Source organism: Leucobacter sp. L43, from assembly GCF_016597785.1.
GTDB lineage: Bacteria > Actinomycetota > Actinomycetes > Actinomycetales > Microbacteriaceae > Leucobacter > Leucobacter alluvii.
In genome coordinates this window covers 231,648-248,267 of the sequence record NZ_JAENJG010000003.1, presented here as the reverse complement: position 1 = coordinate 248,267, position 16,620 = coordinate 231,648, and the positions used below count along the sequence as shown (strand labels likewise).

General features: G+C 67.4%; 16 protein-coding genes. 7 read left to right on the top strand and 9 right to left on the bottom strand.

The features are described from left to right. Window positions 1–34: 34 nt before the first annotated feature. Entirely contained in the window at window positions 35–1,609 is a 1,575-nt protein-coding gene (locus JE033_RS13190; RefSeq protein WP_200332600.1) for an SDR family oxidoreductase, read from the bottom strand. Between the two features lie 1,059 nt (window positions 1,610–2,668). Between JE033_RS13190 and JE033_RS13185 the strand changes: the two genes are divergently transcribed. The 3 genes from JE033_RS13185 (at window position 2,669) to JE033_RS13175 (ending at window position 3,992) form a co-directional block, all read left to right on the top strand. Further along, window positions 2,669–2,908: a hypothetical protein gene (locus tag JE033_RS13185; RefSeq protein ID WP_200332224.1), complete on the top strand. Its 240-nt coding sequence runs from the start codon at window positions 2,669–2,671 to the stop codon at window positions 2,906–2,908. Window position 2,909: 1 nt separating this feature from the next. After that, entirely contained in the window at window positions 2,910–3,374 is a 465-nt protein-coding gene (locus JE033_RS13180; RefSeq protein WP_200332222.1) for a BLUF domain-containing protein, read from the top strand. A gap of 123 nt (window positions 3,375–3,497) precedes the next feature. Further along, window positions 3,498–3,992 carry a MarR family transcriptional regulator gene (locus JE033_RS13175; protein WP_090152316.1) on the top strand — a complete coding sequence of 165 codons (495 nt, stop codon included), beginning with the start codon at window positions 3,498–3,500 and terminating at the stop codon, window positions 3,990–3,992. Between the two features lie 29 nt (window positions 3,993–4,021). Here JE033_RS13175 and JE033_RS13170 read toward each other — a convergent pair whose 3' ends face one another. After that, a complete protein-coding gene (locus JE033_RS13170) occupies window positions 4,022–4,240 on the bottom strand; it encodes a hypothetical protein (RefSeq protein ID WP_090152320.1) in 219 nt (72 codons plus the stop codon). A gap of 307 nt (window positions 4,241–4,547) precedes the next feature. Further along, the gene (locus JE033_RS13165; protein ID WP_234037522.1) at window positions 4,548–5,807 is read right to left on the bottom strand and encodes a ferrochelatase; all 1,260 of its coding nucleotides are present in this window, start codon (window positions 5,805–5,807) and stop codon (window positions 4,548–4,550) included. 207 nt (window positions 5,808–6,014) lie between these two features. Here JE033_RS13165 and JE033_RS13160 point away from each other — a divergent pair, with 207 nt between their 5' ends. Further along, the gene (locus JE033_RS13160) at window positions 6,015–6,188 is read left to right on the top strand and encodes a CsbD family protein (protein WP_200332220.1); all 174 of its coding nucleotides are present in this window, start codon (window positions 6,015–6,017) and stop codon (window positions 6,186–6,188) included. 90 nt (window positions 6,189–6,278) lie between these two features. Here the strand turns inward: JE033_RS13160 and JE033_RS13155 are convergent, their stop codons facing one another. The 3 genes from JE033_RS13155 to JE033_RS13145 form a co-directional block, all read right to left on the bottom strand. Continuing rightward, window positions 6,279–7,673, bottom strand: a complete 1,395-nt coding sequence (locus tag JE033_RS13155; protein ID WP_200332218.1) for an aldehyde dehydrogenase family protein — start codon at window positions 7,671–7,673, stop codon at window positions 6,279–6,281. Between the two features lie 86 nt (window positions 7,674–7,759). Continuing rightward, window positions 7,760–9,565, bottom strand: coding sequence for a thiamine pyrophosphate-requiring protein (locus JE033_RS13150; RefSeq protein WP_200332216.1), 1,806 nt, complete (start codon window positions 9,563–9,565; stop codon window positions 7,760–7,762). 47 nt (window positions 9,566–9,612) lie between these two features. Continuing rightward, window positions 9,613–10,746 carry a Vms1/Ankzf1 family peptidyl-tRNA hydrolase gene (locus tag JE033_RS13145; RefSeq protein ID WP_200332214.1) on the bottom strand — a complete coding sequence of 378 codons (1,134 nt, stop codon included), beginning with the start codon at window positions 10,744–10,746 and terminating at the stop codon, window positions 9,613–9,615. Between the two features lie 230 nt (window positions 10,747–10,976). Between JE033_RS13145 and JE033_RS13140 the strand changes: the two genes are divergently transcribed. Continuing rightward, window positions 10,977–11,135 (top strand): hypothetical protein, encoded by a 159-nt coding sequence (locus JE033_RS13140; RefSeq protein ID WP_200332212.1) that lies wholly within the window; start codon window positions 10,977–10,979, stop codon window positions 11,133–11,135. 32 nt (window positions 11,136–11,167) lie between these two features. Here JE033_RS13140 and JE033_RS13135 read toward each other — a convergent pair whose 3' ends face one another. Both JE033_RS13135 and JE033_RS13130 read right to left on the bottom strand, forming a co-directional pair. Beyond that, window positions 11,168–13,546 carry a glycoside hydrolase family 65 protein gene (locus tag JE033_RS13135; RefSeq protein WP_370567970.1) on the bottom strand — a complete coding sequence of 793 codons (2,379 nt, stop codon included), beginning with the start codon at window positions 13,544–13,546 and terminating at the stop codon, window positions 11,168–11,170. Next, window positions 13,543–14,505 carry a TIGR03885 family FMN-dependent LLM class oxidoreductase gene (locus tag JE033_RS13130; RefSeq protein ID WP_200332208.1) on the bottom strand — a complete coding sequence of 321 codons (963 nt, stop codon included), beginning with the start codon at window positions 14,503–14,505 and terminating at the stop codon, window positions 13,543–13,545. Before JE033_RS13130 ends, JE033_RS13135 begins: the two co-directional genes overlap by 4 nt. A gap of 393 nt (window positions 14,506–14,898) precedes the next feature. Here JE033_RS13130 and JE033_RS13125 point away from each other — a divergent pair, with 393 nt between their 5' ends. Continuing rightward, window positions 14,899–15,564 (top strand): DUF6766 family protein, encoded by a 666-nt coding sequence (locus JE033_RS13125; RefSeq protein ID WP_370567969.1) that lies wholly within the window; start codon window positions 14,899–14,901, stop codon window positions 15,562–15,564. A 56-nt stretch (window positions 15,565–15,620) separates the two neighbouring features. Further along, window positions 15,621–16,085, top strand: a complete 465-nt coding sequence (locus tag JE033_RS13120) for an SRPBCC family protein (protein ID WP_200332206.1) — start codon at window positions 15,621–15,623, stop codon at window positions 16,083–16,085. A gap of 12 nt (window positions 16,086–16,097) precedes the next feature. On the opposite strand, the gene JE033_RS13115 is transcribed toward JE033_RS13120, so the two are convergent. Beyond that, on the bottom strand, window positions 16,098–16,619 hold the full coding sequence (locus tag JE033_RS13115) for a DUF4190 domain-containing protein (protein WP_200332204.1): 522 nt from the start codon (window positions 16,617–16,619) through the stop codon (window positions 16,098–16,100). Between the last annotated feature and the right edge of the window lies 1 nt (window position 16,620).

The window sequence follows — 16,620 nt, the reverse complement described above, 5'->3', positions numbered from 1 at the left end:
ATATGCAGTCTAATTGCTGAATCAAAAGGTCGTCTCAGCTATCAGCGCCACGACTGCGCTCCTCCTCCGCCAGACCGACGATGCGCGCCACCATGCCGCTGAAGATCAATCCATGGAAGGGCAGCATTGCGAGCCAGTACAGCCGGCCCGCGAGTCCGCGCGGGAAGAACACCGCGCGTTGCCGATACACGGAACCGCGGCCCGTCGGCTCGACGGACAGTTCGAGCCACGCCAGCCCGGGAACCCGCATCTCTGCACGGAGTCGCAGCAGACGGCCGGGCTCGATCGACTCGACGCGCCACACATCGACGGCGTCGCCGACGACCAGCCGGGTGCGCGAGCGCCGCCCGCGCTGGAGCCCCACACCCCCGGTGATGCGGTCGTACCAGCCGCGCAGCGCCCAGAGCCGCGGTGACGAGTACCAGCCGGTCTCACCGCCGATCTGCGTGATCACCGACCACACCGCATCGGGGGACGCCGTCGACTCGCGCTCGCGCTGATCGGTGAAGACGGTGCGCCCCGCCCACTCGGGGTCGCTCGGCAAAGGCTCGCTCGGTGCAGCGACGCGAGCGTCGACCCAGCTCGTCTCGACCCCGTCGACTTCGATCCGGCCGAGCGCGAGCCGCACGGCTTCGCGATAGGGAGTCAGGCCGTGCTCCGGTTGCGGCAGGATCGCATCGACGTCGTGGTTCTGCATGACGCAGCGATGCTGCAACGACTCGACGAGCGGCCGGGCGATCGACGTCGGCACCGGCGTCACCAACCCCACCCAGTGCGAGGCGAGCCGGGGGGTCAGCACCGGCAGGGATGCGATTCCTCGCTGCGGCAGACCCGCCTCGACGGCATACCCGTTCATCATCTGCCCGTACCTGAGCACGTCTGGCCCGCCGATGTCGAGCGCTCGATTGACGTTGTGCTCCACCCGTGCCGCGGCGAGCAGGTAGTGCAGCACATCCCGCACCGCGATCGGCTGGATGAAGTTGCGCACCCATTTCGGGGCCGGCATGTACGGGAGCACCTCCGTGAGATGGCGCACCATCTCGAACGATGCGGATCCCGATCCGATCACGACCCCGGCTTGCAGTTCGAGCGTCGGCACTCCCGAGGCGAGCAGAATCTCTCCCACCTCTGTGCGAGACGCGAGATGGGGAGAGAGCCGCACCCCCTCGGGGTGCAGGCCCCCGAGGTAGACGATGCGCGAAACCTCGGCCTCGCGCGCCCGTGCGGCGACGTTCTCGGCGATCTCGCGATCCTTCTCGGCGAACTCCGCCCCACTCGACATCGAGTGCACCAGGTACACGATGATGTCGACGTCGCGCACCGCCCTGGCCATCGCCTCGGCGTCGCCCGCGTCGCCGACCTCGATCTCCGTCTCCTCCGACCACGGGTAGGCGCGGATGCGCTCTTCCGAGCGAGAGAGCGTGCGCACGCGATATCCCGCATTCAGCAGACGCGGCATGAGCCGCCCGCCGAGATACCCGGTCGCTCCGAGCACGAGCACTCGCGGCATCTCCCCATCGGGGCGAGGGATCGCACGAAGCACTTCTTCCTGCCCGGTCGGGGCGCTGAGGCCCTCTTCGCCCCCTGAACGATCTGCGCTGCTCTTCATCCGCTCCCCCACATCATCGGCCGAGACGGTACCCGTCTCGCGCTCCATCCCATGATCCGCGACTTCCCGCACGACCGCGATGGTCTTGACATTGTCGAGGACGCGAAAGTGCCCTCCCGTGTCGATCGGCACGTTGCGCGCTCCCGCGAGTTCACTGCCCTCGGGAATGTGGGGGTCGAACCGGGCGTACACCGAGACGATGCGCGCATTCACCTCAGGAGCCTCGGCGAGGAGCACGATGGTCGGGTCGACAGGGGAGAACGCACGCAGGGTGCGGCTGAGCAGGTATCGCGCGTACCGGGATCCGCCGAACGGAGCGGCGACGGCCACCATGGACCGAACCCGGTCGGCGTGCCGCCCGAACGCCATCACATGCTTGCCGATGAGCCCGCCCTTGCTGTGCGCCAGGAGCACGACGTCGGCCAGACCGGCCGCGGCGAGATACTCGTCCACGATTCGCGCCCCCTCGGCGACCGGAACACGGTTGTTGCGCAACGGGTCGAGCACGTGCACGGGGTGCCCGTCGCGATGCAGCCGTCGGATCAGCGGCAGCATGAACCGCCAGGGCTCGTACACGCCGGGAATCACGACGACCGGCGATTCCGAGCCGTTCAGGAAATCGCGCGGACCCGAGCGATCCCAGAGCGCGCGAGCCTGCCGGCGCACCGCGTAGACATAATCCGCGGCCCACCAGGCCAGGCGCCGCACGGTGCTGAAGCGGCGCTCGGCCGGGGCGCTCGTCGACGCGCGAGGCGCTGTGGCTGGCGGCGCGTTCGTGTTCGTCGTTTCCCCCCGAGATCGTCATCGCACCGCGGCCCGAGGTCACTTGGTCGCCGTGGCAGTACGTTCCTGCTCGCGTGCGACGGTATCGCGCTCAGGCCCGCGTGACAAGCGCCATGCCTCCCACATCGCGGCCGACACGGGGGCATGGCGCGACCCATCCTGTCGGCCGTGGTACGCGCGCGATAAGATTACTGCGGGCGACTCGCGTCGCCCCCTCGCTGTGGCCCATCGCGTTCTGTGCGACTTTGTGTCGATGGCTTTTTTGAAAGGTACGCAATGAACGTCAGTACGAGCAGCCTCGCGGGAGCGATCACGTGGGCGAGAATCGAAGACGATTTCTTCGTCGGGAGCAGGGACGGCGAGTTCCTCGGCTTCATCGATATCGAGGAATCCGGCAAGTACGTGGTCTGCAACCAGTTCTCTCGTCCGGTCGGGCAGTACTCGGAGCTCGACAGCGCGATGGCCGCGCTGAGCGACGCATCGCTCGCCGCTCTCGAACAGACAGGAGTCGCCTGATATGCAGACCAACATCGCATCCACCGAAACGCGCACCGAGACGCTCAAGTCGCTCGTCTATTCGAGCGTCGCCGTCGCCCCCTTCAGCGATGCCGAACTCGACGCCCTGCTGCTGCAGGCGCGTGCGCGCAACGAGGCACTGGGTGTGACTGGCATGCTCTCGTACCGCGGTGGCAGCTTCATCCAGTTCCTCGAAGGCTCCGAGGAGCACGTCGCGGAACTCATGGCCGATATCGAGGCCGACCCGCGTCACACGGACGTGCGCATTCTCATCGACGAGCGCATCTCGGAGCGGCAGTTCTCCAGTTGGACCATGGGGTATCAGCGCATGCGCACGACCGAGACACCCGTTCCCACGGGGTTCCGCGATACGTTCACGGACCTCGAGCAGGGCGCAGATGACGTGATCACCGCTCGCGCGGCGCGCGAGCTCACATTCTGGTTCAAAGTTCGATCCGCTCGCTGACCAGTCGGAAAGCCGCTGTCGCAGGCGACCGGAAGCTCGTAGGCACTGGAATAGTCGTATTCTGTACTAAAACCTGACTTAAAATGGTCAGGGGACCAAGAATACGCGCGTGAAGGAAGTGTCGTGAAGAGCATCATCAGCAGCGAAGAGGAGCATCTGTACTCCACGGAGCCCATCACGGACTCCGCGCGCGCGCTCATCACCGCGATGCAGCAGTTGCGAGGCGCCCAGCAGCGCCAGGAGGCCCGGTCGCTCGATCAGTCGGGATTGCACAGTCAGGACCTGCGCGCGCTGCGATACATCGTGCAGGCCGACCGCAGCGGGCAGCCGATCAGCCCGAAGGATCTGATCACCATGCTCAAGACGTCGAGCGCGAATGTGACCAACGTCATCGACCGCCTCGTGAAGAAGTCGCTGGTCACGCGTGATCCGCACCCGACCGACCGGCGCGCGCGGTTCTTGAAGCCGACCGGGGTCGCGATCAATGAGGTCGATGCCGCGTTCGAAGAGCATCATGCCGCACTGATCGCCGCCGCGAACGGCATTCCGCAGAAGGACGTGGATACCACGATTCGCGTGCTCGGCGAACTCACCGCCGCACTGAACGACGTCGCGTGACCGCTGAGGCCGGGGGTGTCCGGCCCGAGCTACCGATCGAGGAGCCGCGGTCGCCGACCCGCCCGGCGGTCGAAGTGACTGCGCACCTCGAAGTGCGCCCGCACGGCATCAGCCATCTGCTCATCGAGCACCCAGGGCTGGTGGCTCGGATGATCGGGGTAGCGAAGGCGCAGAAACTTGCGCACGCGATGCCCGGGATGCACTCCTGGGGTGTGGCCGAGTTCATCAGCCAGTTCGCTCGGGCTCATCGGGTACTGCAACGCTGGTCTCCCCTCGGGCGCACGGCTCACTGAGGCTGAGCCGGTGCGCCATTGATCGGTCGCCGCGCACCCGTTCGAGGGGTCCGCGGATCAAAGTCGCCGTCACCGACTCCACCGGTAGCGTGCCAGGAGATCACAGTTCGGTCACGCGGCGCGCCGCGAAAGGTAAGAAGTTGACTTTAATTCTTTCTTAAACCAAATCCAATTTTCGCGAGGGGCCACGCTCTCCCGCGAGTGTCGAGCCGCCGCTGCATCCGCGAACACGCGAGCGCAACGGCGGCTCAGATCACCGCGCTTAGGGCTGCAACCCTGCGATCGCCGGCTTGAAGCCGAGCCGCGGGTTCTCGCAGCACCCCGGGCGGCAGACGTCGAACCACGGACCGATCGACGTGGCGTTCGCACGCTCCTCGACCGGCCGCCCCTCGATGCGCTCCTGCACCAGATCGACGAGGGCTTCGACGAACGCGGCGTGCACCCCCGGAGTGGGCACGCGCGTGACCCAGAGCCCGCGCTCGGTCGCCGTCTCCGTCGCCTCCTCGTCGAGATCCCACATCACCTCCATGTGATCGCTGACAAACCCGAGCGGCACGATGACCACAGCCGTGCGGCCCTCGAGTGCAGTGATCGCGTCGTTGATGTCGGGCTCGAGCCACGGCTGCGACGGCGGGCCGGAACGGGACTGATACACCAACTGCCACGAGAACTCCGGGGCGGCCTGAGCGATGATCTCGGCGGCTGCGGCCAGGTGCTGCGCGGCGTACCCTCCGCCATCAGAGTCAGGGAAGAGACCGGCGCCGGACAGCTCGGCGTCAGCGGTCGGAATGCTGTGCGTCGCGAACATGATCTCGACCTGATCCCCGCGGTTCCCTGCGGCGAGCGCCTGCTCGACACCCGCTCGCACGCCCTCGATGAACGGCTGCAGAAAGCCCGGATGGGAGAAGAACTGCCGCACCTTGTCGATGCGGAGCGTCTCCTGCAGGCCAGCACTCTCGAGCGCATCCGCCCAGTCCTCCCGGTACTGACGGCACGACGAGTACGAGGAGTACGCGCTCGTCGGGATCGCCAGCATCGTGCGCACACCGTCCGCGGCGGCTGCTGCGAGCGCCTCATCGAGATACGGCGCCCAGTTGCGGTTGCCCCAGTACACGGGCAGGTCGATACCCGCGACGCTCAGTGCCGAGCGCAGCTCCGTGAGCAACTCCCGGTTGTGATCGTTGATCGGGCTCACGCCGCCGAAGTGCCGGTAATGGTGCGCCACCTCTTCCAGACGCTCATCCGGGATTCCGCGGCCGCGTGTGACGTTGCGCAGGAAGGGCAGCACGTCGTCCTGACCCTCCGGCCCGCCAAATCCCGAGAGCAGGATCGCGTCATAGGCGAACGGCACGGTGGTGTGCTCTGGCCCGTCCTTCGTCGCAGAGGTCGCACTCGGCACGCGTGCGCCCGGGTCGAGATGCACCCGAGTCGCTGCGGGCGGCTTCGTCTCCCGGCGACCCGTAGGCCGGTAACCCGTCTCCCCTGGAGCGCTCTCGGTCAACGATGCGTCACTACTGTCCATCACGGTTCCTCCCATCACACCTGCTCCAATCAGCATAGATCTGATCTATGAGCATGCTTGCCAGGCTTCTCGGCAACAGGCGCCGGTCACGAGATCGACGCCACTCAGCAAATGAGAAAGAAACTGTGTTACAAAGTGAGTGTTGGAACGCGGTGGTGCCATCGCACGCGGGCTTCGGCTCGAACCAACCGACGAAAGGGGATCATCATGGGACTCGACGACAAGATCAAGAACGCAGCTGAAGACCTCGGCGGCAAGGCGAAGGAAGCCGCCGGCAAGGCGACGGGCAACGAGAAGCTCGAAGCTGAAGGGCGCGCCGATCAGGCGAAGGCCGACATGAAGCAGGCCGCCGAAAAGGCGAAGGACGCCTTCAAGAACTGATTCTCGGGAGTACGCAGGTGGTGCGCGGAACGCGAGTTCCGCGCACCACCTGCGCGTGAGGCCCTCCTTCGAGCGGCTGCCCGCACCCGGCTACTCGGGCACTGATTCGAGATGCACGACCTTCACCGTCGACATCTCGTCCAGCAGTTCCGGCCCGTACCCGAACCCGGCACCGCTGCGGCCGCGAGGCTGGGCGGCCCCTCCGGGTGCGCCGCCGAAGACGTTGTTGATCTTCACGGTACCCACCGCCAAGCGATCGATCGCGGCGTGCGCGTGAGCCAGACTCGGCGTCAGCACCGATGCCGAGAGACCGTACTCGTCTGCTGCGGCACGCTCGAGCGCCTCCGCGAAATCATCGACGACCATGACCGGAGCGACGGGGCCGAACGTCTCCTCCCGCATCACGGCCATCTCGGGTGCGCACGCTTCGAGCACCGTGGCGGGATACCGACTCCCCGGCCCCTCCGGCACCACACCGCCGACGCGCGCTCGCGCCCCGCGATCCATCGCCGAGCGCACCTGCTCATGCACCTCGTCCCGCATCCGATCGTCGACGAGCGGAGGAACACGCTCTTCGGCGTCCCATCGCTGCGCCTCGGCGGCGAGCGCATCGATGAAGTCGGCCGCGATGTCGCGATGGACGAAGATGCGTTCGACAGAGGTGCAGATCTGTCCGGCGTTGGTGAACGCCCCGATCGCCGCCTGCTCGGCAGCCCACTGCACGGGAACGCCGGAATCGACGATCAAGGCGTCGTTTCCGCCGTTCTCACGCACCAGGTGGGCTCCGGTGAGCGCGACGCTCCGCGCGATCCGCTCACCGGCATGCGTGGATCCCACGTGAGCGACGAGGTCCACGTCTGCAGAGCCGACGAGCACCTCGCCCTCTCGGGCGCCGCCGGTGACGGTCGAGAGCACGCCGTGCGGGAAGTGCTCGGCGAGAATCTCACCCAGCAGCACTCCCAGGTGCGGGCAGCGCTCGCTCGGCTTGTGGACGACGGTGTTCCCCATCGCGAGCGCGGCTCCGAGCAGACCGGCGCTCACCGCGACCGGGTCGTTCCACGGCGTCACGATCGCCGCGACCCCGCGGGGCTCTGGGCGCATCATGTCGAGCGACGTGCCAGAGCCCAAGAGGCTCTTCCCCCGGTGCACGGGTGCCAGTTCGGAGTACTGCAGCAAGGTGTCCACAGCTGCCCGCACTCCGCCGAGCGCGCCTTCGAGATCCTTCCCCGTCTCTCGGCGGTGGAGCTCGGCGACCTCCGCCTCACGTTCTGCCAGCGCGCGACCGGCTGCGCGAAGCGCCTGTCCTCGCTCGCCCGCTGAGGTTCCCCGCCATGCGGGAAACGCCTCCCGCGCACGCTGAATGGTCTCGCGGATCTCAGCCTCCCCGGTCTTGGCGATACTGCCGACGCTCGTGCCGTCTGCCGGATTCGTGATGTGCAGTTCGCTCTCGGCGGCTGCGTTCGTGTCGCTCTGATGCACGCGCATCCCTTCGGTACTTGGATCAGTGTTTGGTGGGGAGTTCTCGGTGGTCTCTGCCGCAAGCGGGCTGTGCGCTGTGGCCAGCGCGGGCCTCACTGCTCAGCGGCTGCGGCAATGTGCTCGTACGCTTCGAGGAGACGAAGCGCCTCGGTGCCGCGAGCGCCTTCGGCATCGAGGCCGGCCCGAACCGACGACAGCTTCTCCTCCGCCCCCGGGAACGGCGGCAGGAGCGGAACGTGCTGGGACACTGCCGCTTCGATGACGACCGGGCGCTGCGCCTGAAACGCCTCGTCCAGCGCAGATCCGAGCTGCTCGGGGGCTTCCACTCGGATCCCCTCCAGCCCGAGCAGCTTCGCGTACTCGGCGTAGGCGAACTCGGGCAGCTCCTGGGACGGAACGAAGCGCGGCTGCGCCCCCATCTCGCGTTGCTCCCAGCTCACCTCTGCGAGATCTCGGTTGTTGAGCACCAGCACGATGAACTGCGGGTTCTCCCAGCTCTGCCATCGCTGCGCGACGGTGATCAGCTCAGCGTTTCCGAGCATCTGCATCGCGCCGTCGCCGGCCAGTACGGCGGCAGGCCGACTGGAGTCGGCTTCCTTCGCAGCGACGCCGTACGGTACGCCGCAGCCCATGCTGGCCAGCGTGCTCGACAGGTGCGCCGGCACCTCGCCCGAGAGCGGGATCTGCCGCGCGTAGTGGTAGACGCAGCTGCCGACGTCGCAGGCCAGGCGCATCGGCGGCGCGAGGCGCGACCCGAACTCCCGCACCGCGAGCTCCGGGTTGATGGGAGGAGCCGGCACCTCGGAGCGCAGTCGCGCCGTCTCGCGCCACTGCGTCACGCTGCCTTCGACCTCGTCGCGCCACGGCGTCCGGTCGCGCGGCCTCACTCGAGCAAGCAGCACCTCGAGGGTTTCGCCGGCATCGCCGACGAGACCCACTTCGACCGGGTATCGGTTGCCGAGCACGGCTGCGTCGACGTCGATCTGCACCGCCCGAGCGCTGCCGGGGGCGGGGTAGAACTCCGTCCACGGGTCATTCGAGCCGACGATCACCAGGGTGTCGCAGTGCTGCAGTGCGAAGGCCGACGCGTCGGAGCCGAGGTGCCCCATCGTTCCGGCCACGAGCGGGTGCGACTCGTCGACGTACGGCTTCCCGAGCAGACTCGTGGTGACGGCCGCTCCGAGGTGATCTGCGAGGCGGAGCAGCTCCGACTGCGCATGCGCGACTCCCCGCCCGGCGAGGATCGTGATGCGCTCCCCCGCTTCGAGCACGTTCACGGCGGCATCCAGATCCGCCGCGAGCGGGCGCGGCGTTCCTCGCGTGGAGAGCGGCGCGGTCACCAGGTGGCCGTGCTCCTGTCCGAGGTCGGGGGCGGGGGCCTCCTGCACGTCGTGGGGAAGGATCACCACGGTCGGCTGCGATCGGGCCCGCGCCGACCGGAAAGCGCGGTCGATCGCGAGGTAGATCTGCTCGGGAGAGCTCACGAGCTGCACGAACGGCGCGGCGACATCGTGGAAGAGGGTTTGGAGGTCCACCTCCTGCTGGTAATCCGATCCGAGCACGCTGCGGTGCTGCTGCGCGACCAGGGCGACGACGGGAACGCTGTCGAGCTTCGCGTCGTAGAGCCCGTTGAGCAAGTGGATCGCCCCGGGGCCCTGCGTCGACGTGACCACTCCGACTCCGCCGGAGTATTTGGCGTCGCCGACGGCCATGAATGCCGCGCTCTCCTCGTGCCGGGCTTGGATGAACCGCGGCGCTCCGTCACTCCGATCGAGCGCTCCGAGGAGCGGGTTGTTCCCGTCGCCCGAGTAGCCGTACAGTCGCTCGACTCCCCAGGCCGACAAGCGCTCGACGATCGCGTCTGCGACGGTGCCGCGTTCTTCCTCTGACTGTCCCATTACCGTTCCCTCCGTATTCGACGTGCTCGTCCCACCGCGGCGCAGCCCTACCAGCGCAGCAGCGCGAACGGCGGGCGCGGCTCGCGGGCTTCCCTGGCCGCGTCATCGGCCTCGGGTTCGTCTTCGATGATCCGAATCTGGGCATCGGTGAGCACCGCGGCCCGCGCGAGCGCTTCGGCGACAGGCACTCGCGCGATCTCGTGCGCCGCCGCGAACGCACCGCTCTCGGAGGCGACCCACGGCTCCGCATCCAAGACGCAGAGCGTCGCGGCCGAATCCTCGGTCGGACCCGGGATCAGACGCGCGTCGAGGAAGAGCTGCGCGACCTGAGCCTGCTGCAGCGCGGCGACGACCGCTTCCACGCCTTCCGCTCGGAGGCGCCCGCCTTCGGCGTGGGATGCGTCGATCGCTCCCGCCGTCTCCTCCGCGATGACGCGATCGAGCGCGGTCTCGATCGCCTCCGTCAACGCCGCATCATCCGCGCCGTCTGCTCGGGTGTTCGCGTCGACTTCGACGACGAGCGCCGAACTGTCGGGTGACAGCTGATCGCGCAGCAGCTGACGCGCCCGCACGTCGCCGGAGAGCGCGATGAATGCCGGCGACGCCTGCCGCGTCAATCGCTCGACGACCTCCGCCACTTCTGACTGGGTGTGCTTCCAGATCTCCTCCGAGTGGCGTTGCCAACGCGGCTGAGACCATCCACCTGCCTGCACCTTCGGGAGGGAATCGGTGCGCCCCTCAACGCTCTCAGCCGATTCGACGCCGCGCTGCCCGGCGGTCTCGAGGCGCACATCGGCTCCGTCGCGAGCGGTCTCCACGACGAGATAGCGAAGCATCGTGCCTCGGTGCCGGATGAGCGGGACGAGCAGGGGAAGGCTCCCGTGCGCGAAAACCTCCGGGCCGCGGCGGGGCCCCGCGAACGCTTCGCGGATCACGATGCTCCCGTCGCGCGCGAGGAGAAACAGCGTCGTCGGGTCGACCGCTCCGGTGCGGTCGCGAAGCACTTCGCGGATCGCCTCCACATCTGCGTCGGGCGCGCCGGCGGTCGCCACTCCGCGCAGCGTCCGCTCCTCGCGGGCCTCTGCTACGACCTGGGGCTCATCGCTGGTTCCGTCGGTGTACACCGTCGTCCACGGCCCAGGCGCCTGCGCTGCGTCCCGAAGTTCTCGTCCTGCGGTCATCACATCTCCTCTCGGTGATCGAAAGGCCTCGGCATCGAAGCTCCACTTCTAACCTGGGGCGTCGGGGTCGTCTTCGCGACGGCCTTGAAGCAATGCCGGAGTCCCCCTAAACTCCCCCATCACCGGCTCATGAGGCCGCCGCACGAGGCGGCGGCCAGACTCCGCTGATGCAGCCGGTCAGGATCCGCGCCGGCAGGCGCACCGATCCGCACCGAGAGAAAGGGAATCCGATGGAAGACCAGAATCCAGAAGTGATCCGTGACAGCGCGGACAAGGCCGAAGAGGACGTCGAGACCACTCAGGAGAGCGACACTCCCCAGCAGTCGGAATCCGAGCGCGCCGAGGAAGACGGGGGGCAGCAGGTGCTCCCGGAGACCGACCTCGGATAGCCGGACCGAAGCGCCGCCCCGCCCAGAGGATCTCACTGCTCAGTGAATGCGCGGCTCGCCGGTCGCGGTGATCGTCCTCTGGGCGACGCGGGTGCGTCTCCCGGCGTCGAGTGATCCGGCGTCGGGAGGCGCACGTCGCGACCCGGTTCGAGCTGCGCCTCGTCACCGAAATGCCGGATGCGGAGCGGTGGCCCCTCGCGCAGACGATACGTCGTCGCGTCCGGGGTGATATCCAGTTCGATCACGGAGCCGTGGAGGCGCACCGCGAAACTGAGACGGCTGAGGCGCGCAGGCAGCCGCGGGCTCAAGCTCGGCGCTGCAGCGCTGTCGCGGAGGCCCCCGAATCCGCACACGAGCGCCGTCCATACGCCTGCGAGCGCCGCGACATGGAGGCCCTGGTCCGTGTTCTCGTGGAGGTCGTCGAGGTCGAGGGTCGCGACCTCCGCGAGATAGTCGTACGCGAGGTCGAGGTGACCGAGTTCTGCGGCCACCACGGCTTGAGCGGCAGCGGAGAGCGAGGAGTCACGCACGGTGAGCGCCTCGTAGTAGGCGAAGGCGCGATCCTTCTCCTCGCGCGAGAAGTGCTCGTGCGCGAAGAACAGCGCGAGTACGAGGTCCGCCTGCTTGACCACCTGCTTGCGGTAGAGATCGAAATACGGGAAGTGATCGTGCAGCGAGTACTGCTCGGGATGCGTCGACTCGAAGTCCCAGCGCTCGAGATCCGTGTACCCGGCCGATTGCGGATGCACCTCGCGCTGGGCATCGAACGGGATGTGCATCGCATCTGCCGCAGCATCCCAGGCGGCGACCTCGTCGTCCGCGATGCCGAGGCGGCGTGCGACGTCGGGGTGCGCCCGTGCCGCCGACACGGCTCCCCGCAGATTCACCTGAGCCATCAGGTTCGTGTAGACGTTGTCGTTCATGACGGCTGAGTACTCGTCCGGGCCGGTCACGCCGTCGATGTGGAAGGCGCCCTGGCCATCGGTACGGCCGAGCGAGAGCCAGAGCCGCGCGGTCTCGGCGAGCATCTCCACCCCGCACTCGCGTTCGAAGTCGATGTCGCCCGTGGCGCGCACATACTGCACGACGGCGGCCGCGATGTCGGCGTTGATGTGGAACGCCGCGGTGCTGGCCGGCCAGTACCCCGAGCTCTCACGCCCATCGATCGTGCGCCAGGCGAACGACGCCCCCCGCAGATGCAGCAGCTTGGCGCGCTCGCGTGCGTGGTCGAGCGTTGCGTACCGCCAGCGGAGCGCCTGCTCGGCAGCGCCGGGCATGGTGGAGATGAGCACCGGAAGCACGAACGCTTCGAAGTCCCAGAACGTGTGCCCCTCGTACCCCGACCCGGTGAGCCCTTTGCCCGGGATCGAGCGCAGCTCCAACCGCGCCGAGGCTTGGTACATCTGGAACAGGGCGAAGCGCACCGCCTGCTGCAGCCGTGGCTCGCCTTCGACGCGAACGTCGGCGCCCCTCCAGAACTCGTCGAGGCGCTGCCTCTGGCTCTCCAGCAGGCCGTCCCAGCCCAGGCGCACGGCGCCCGCGACGGCTGCACCCACCTGTTCCTGCAGTGTGGCGTCGGATGCTCTCGCGGACCATTCGTGGCCGACGAATTTGACGAACTCCAGCGTCTCTCCCGCACCCAGTGAGGCTCGGATCGTCGTCCGCGCAACATCGCCCTCGGCGTGAGAGCGCAGGGTCGCTCCGACACCCCCGGCCGTCCGTCCGCCGCAGAGCACGTGATCCATGGAGGTCGCGACCGTCAATCCGCTCTCCCTGGTGCGGTGCACGACGGTGGCACAAGTACCGGCGACCGCACTGGAGCGGCCGATGAGCGGCTGGGCGAGCAGATCCTTCACACGAGGATCGCCATGATCGGTCGGGAGCGGTTCGTTGGCCAGCACTTCGGATTCCACCGTGATGTCGACGGGCGATTCCAACGCCCGAACGGAGTACCGCACCGCCGCGATGGATCGGTGTTCGAACGAGACCATTCGCGTGGAGCGGATCTCGACGGCTTCGCCCGCCGGCGTCGTCCAGGTCAGACTCCTGCTCAGCGTCCCGTCCCGGAAATCGAGGCGTCGCACGTGGTCGTCGACCGTTCCGTGTCGCACGGTGAACGGCTCCCCATTCACCGTGAGCCGGATGATCTGCCCGTTCGGCACGTTGATGACGCTTTGGCCGGTCTCCGGGTACCCGTAGCCGTCTTCTGCATAGGGCATCGGATGCTCTTCGAAGACGCCGTTGAGGTAGCTGCCAGCGACACCGCGAGGGTCGCCCTCGTCGAGGTTCCCGCGCCACCCGACGTGGCCGTTGGACAATCCGAAGATCGTCTCCTCGTGCGCGAGGTACCCCGCGTCGATCCCGCCGGTGCTGAGGCCCCACGGGTCCACGTCGAACTTCGGTGCCGTCACAGGATCCTCCTCAATTCGGGCAGCAACTCGGTCTCGCATCGCCTCAGGAACGTCAGCTGATCGCGCCCCACGTGATGCAGGTACACGTGATCGAAACCGGCGGCGAGCTGCGCGATGCGATCGGCCATGTCGATCGCCGAATCGGAGATCACCACTGCGTCTTCGAGCGCCCCGTCCGACAATCGGGCGACGGCCTCGTAGTCCTCGGGATCCTCCAGATCCCACATGAGCTCGCTCGAGACGATGCTGTGCGCCCACTGCTCCTCGGCGTCGCGCATCGCCTCCTCCGCGGTCTCGCCCAGACTGACATGCACCTGCAGCCGGGCACTCCCCTCAGCGTTCCCTGCTCGAAATCGTTCGAGGATGCCCTGCGTCTCCGCTGGCGTCGACGCCACCGTGATCAGCCCGTCCGCCCACCCTGCCGCCCACTGCGCCGTTTCGGCGCTCGCCGCAGCGCCGAGCAGCGGCACACGTTCGTCCGGGCGACTCCACACCCTGGCGTTGTGCACGTGGGTGAGGTCGCCGCGAACACTCACCCGTTCCCCGTCGAGCAGTCGTCGGATCACGTCGTGGCACTCCCGCAACCGGTCCTGGCGCGCAGACTTCACGGGCCATTCTTCGCCGGTGACATGCTCATTGAGCGCCTCGCCGCTGCCCAGCGCTGCCCAGAAGCGGCCCGGGAACATCTCGGCGAGGGTTGCGATCGCCTGGGCGACGATCACCGGATGGTACCGCTGTCCGGGCGCGTTCACGACGCCGAAGGTCAGGTCGGTCGTCGCCATCGCCGCTCCCAACCAGCTCCACGCGAACCCTGATTCGCCCTGCTGTCGTGTCCAAGGCGCGAGATGATCCGAGCACATCGCCGCTTCGAATCCGGCTTGCTCGGCGAGGCGAACCGTCTCCAGCAGCTCTCTCGGAGAGTGCTGCTCGTGCGACGCGTGGTAGCCGATCACTGCCATCTGTCAGACCCCTTTCCGGCCGGGCACGGGCTCGGTCGCTCGCGCCCGTGCGCACGACTGCGCACTGTTGAGACACGAGGCTACTGACGCCCGCCGGTGTGCATCAACGGCTTGCGCCCGGCCCACCCGATTCCCTATGCGGCGGTTCCGGGTATTGCCACTGCTGCCGCGACCCCGTCAATCCCCCTGCACCCGGCTCGTCGGTGCGTCACGCTCAGATCAGAGAAGCAGGGGGCGAGGAGAGAAGGTGAGGACGCTGTGCGGCAGCATGAGCGAGACAACAGAATCTCCCAGGCGGTTCCGTTCTGGGCGTGGATGACGATCGTGGTCGTCGGCCTCGTCGTCATGATCGCACTGCCGCTGATGGGGCGGTGAGGCGTGATGCGGGTGTTCATGCGGAATACACGACTCAGCCTCGTGTTCCTGATCATCTTCTTGCTGACGCTCATCGGGCAGTCCGTCGTGGGGTTTCTCTACAACAACGAGGAGCTCGCCCAGCACGGCCAACCGGAGATCGGCTACTTCGAGTTCGTGACCACCTCGGCGTTCCTCGTGGACGTCGCGGAGAACTGGCAGTCGGAGTTCCTGCAGTTCTTCCTCTTCATTCTGGCGACGATCTGGTTCATCCAGAAAGGGTCGCCGGAATCGAAGAAGCCTGGTGACGAAGGGCTCGGCTCGGATGAGGATCAGCTCGTCGGAAGTCATGCGCGGCGCGATTCTCCGCGCTGGGCCCGCGCGCACGGTGTGCGACTGTGGATCTATTCCAACTCCCTCCTGCTCACCATGGGTGCTGTGTTCGTGCTCTCCTGGTTCGCCCAGTCGCTGGCCGGGCACATCGTGGCGAACGATGAGAACATGCAGCACGGTCTTCCGCCCGAGAGCTGGGGCGCATACGTCGTCTCAGCGGAGTTCTGGAACCGTACGCTCCAGAACTGGCAGTCCGAGTTCCTTGCAGTGGGGGCGATGGTGGCGTTCTCGATCTACCTGCGTCAGCGCGGGTCCAGCGAGTCGAAGCCGGTGGGCATGCCGCACCACACGAGCAGCGAGGAGTCGCAATAGGGGGCTCGCGATGAGCACCCCTCGCGGGGAATGCACTCCCTCCTAGACTGGCGACCATGTCTGCACCGCTCAACTTCGTCGACTCTATTCACATCGCAGCGGATCCCCTCACCGTGTACGGCGTGGTGTCTGACGTGACGCGCACCGGCGAGTGGTCGCCGACCTGCCGTGAGTGCTGGTGGGATGAGGATCACGGTCCGCGCCCGGGCGCCTGGTTCACCGGGCTCAACGTCACGTCCGAGCGGGAGTGGAAGACCCGCAGCCAGGTCGTCGTCGCCGACCCCGGGGTCGCGTTCGGCTGGAGCGTCGGCCCGGGCCGTGTCGTATGGACCTACCGCATGGAACCGTCGGGTGACGGGACCCTGCTCAGCGAATCATGGGAGTTCACGCCGGAGGGGCAGGCGTACTTCGCCGAGCGGTTCGGTGAGCATGCCGCAGAACAGGTGGCGGTGCGCAGCGCGGCGGCGCGCGAGGACATCCCCGCGACGCTCGCCGCGCTCAAGCGCATCATCGAGCAGTAGGCCAGCCGCAGTTCAGGAGGTGAGGCCGGAGTCGAGGCGCCCGTCGTTCTGCCCGAACTCCTCGTACTCCGACCCTAGGGGTGATTCCCAGTAGAGATCCGAGCACGCTTCGTCGTCTCCCGCCTCGCACGCATCCCAGAGACGATCGAGGTGCGCGTCGTCACCGTAGGTGTAGGCGTGGCTGCTGCCCCGAGGTTCGGGCTCGTCCGGGGTCGCGTACAGTGTCGGCGCCGACCCGGCAGCCCCAATGAGCACGAACATGAACAGGGCCCACAGCAGCGCGATCGCGGTACCGACCGAGCCGATGATGATCGCCGTGATGGCGAGCCCGCGTCCGCTCTCCCGTGTTCGCTTGATCTGGCCCAGGGAGATCGCACCGAGGATGATTCCGGTGAACGACAGCAGGAATGAGCCGATGAACGCGATGATCGAGAGCGTGTTCGTGCGCGGCGGATATGGGTGCACCGTTGGCGGGGCGTACCGCAGCGGCTGCTCGTGTGCGTTCGTGTTCGATGGTGAGATTGGATGGGTCATG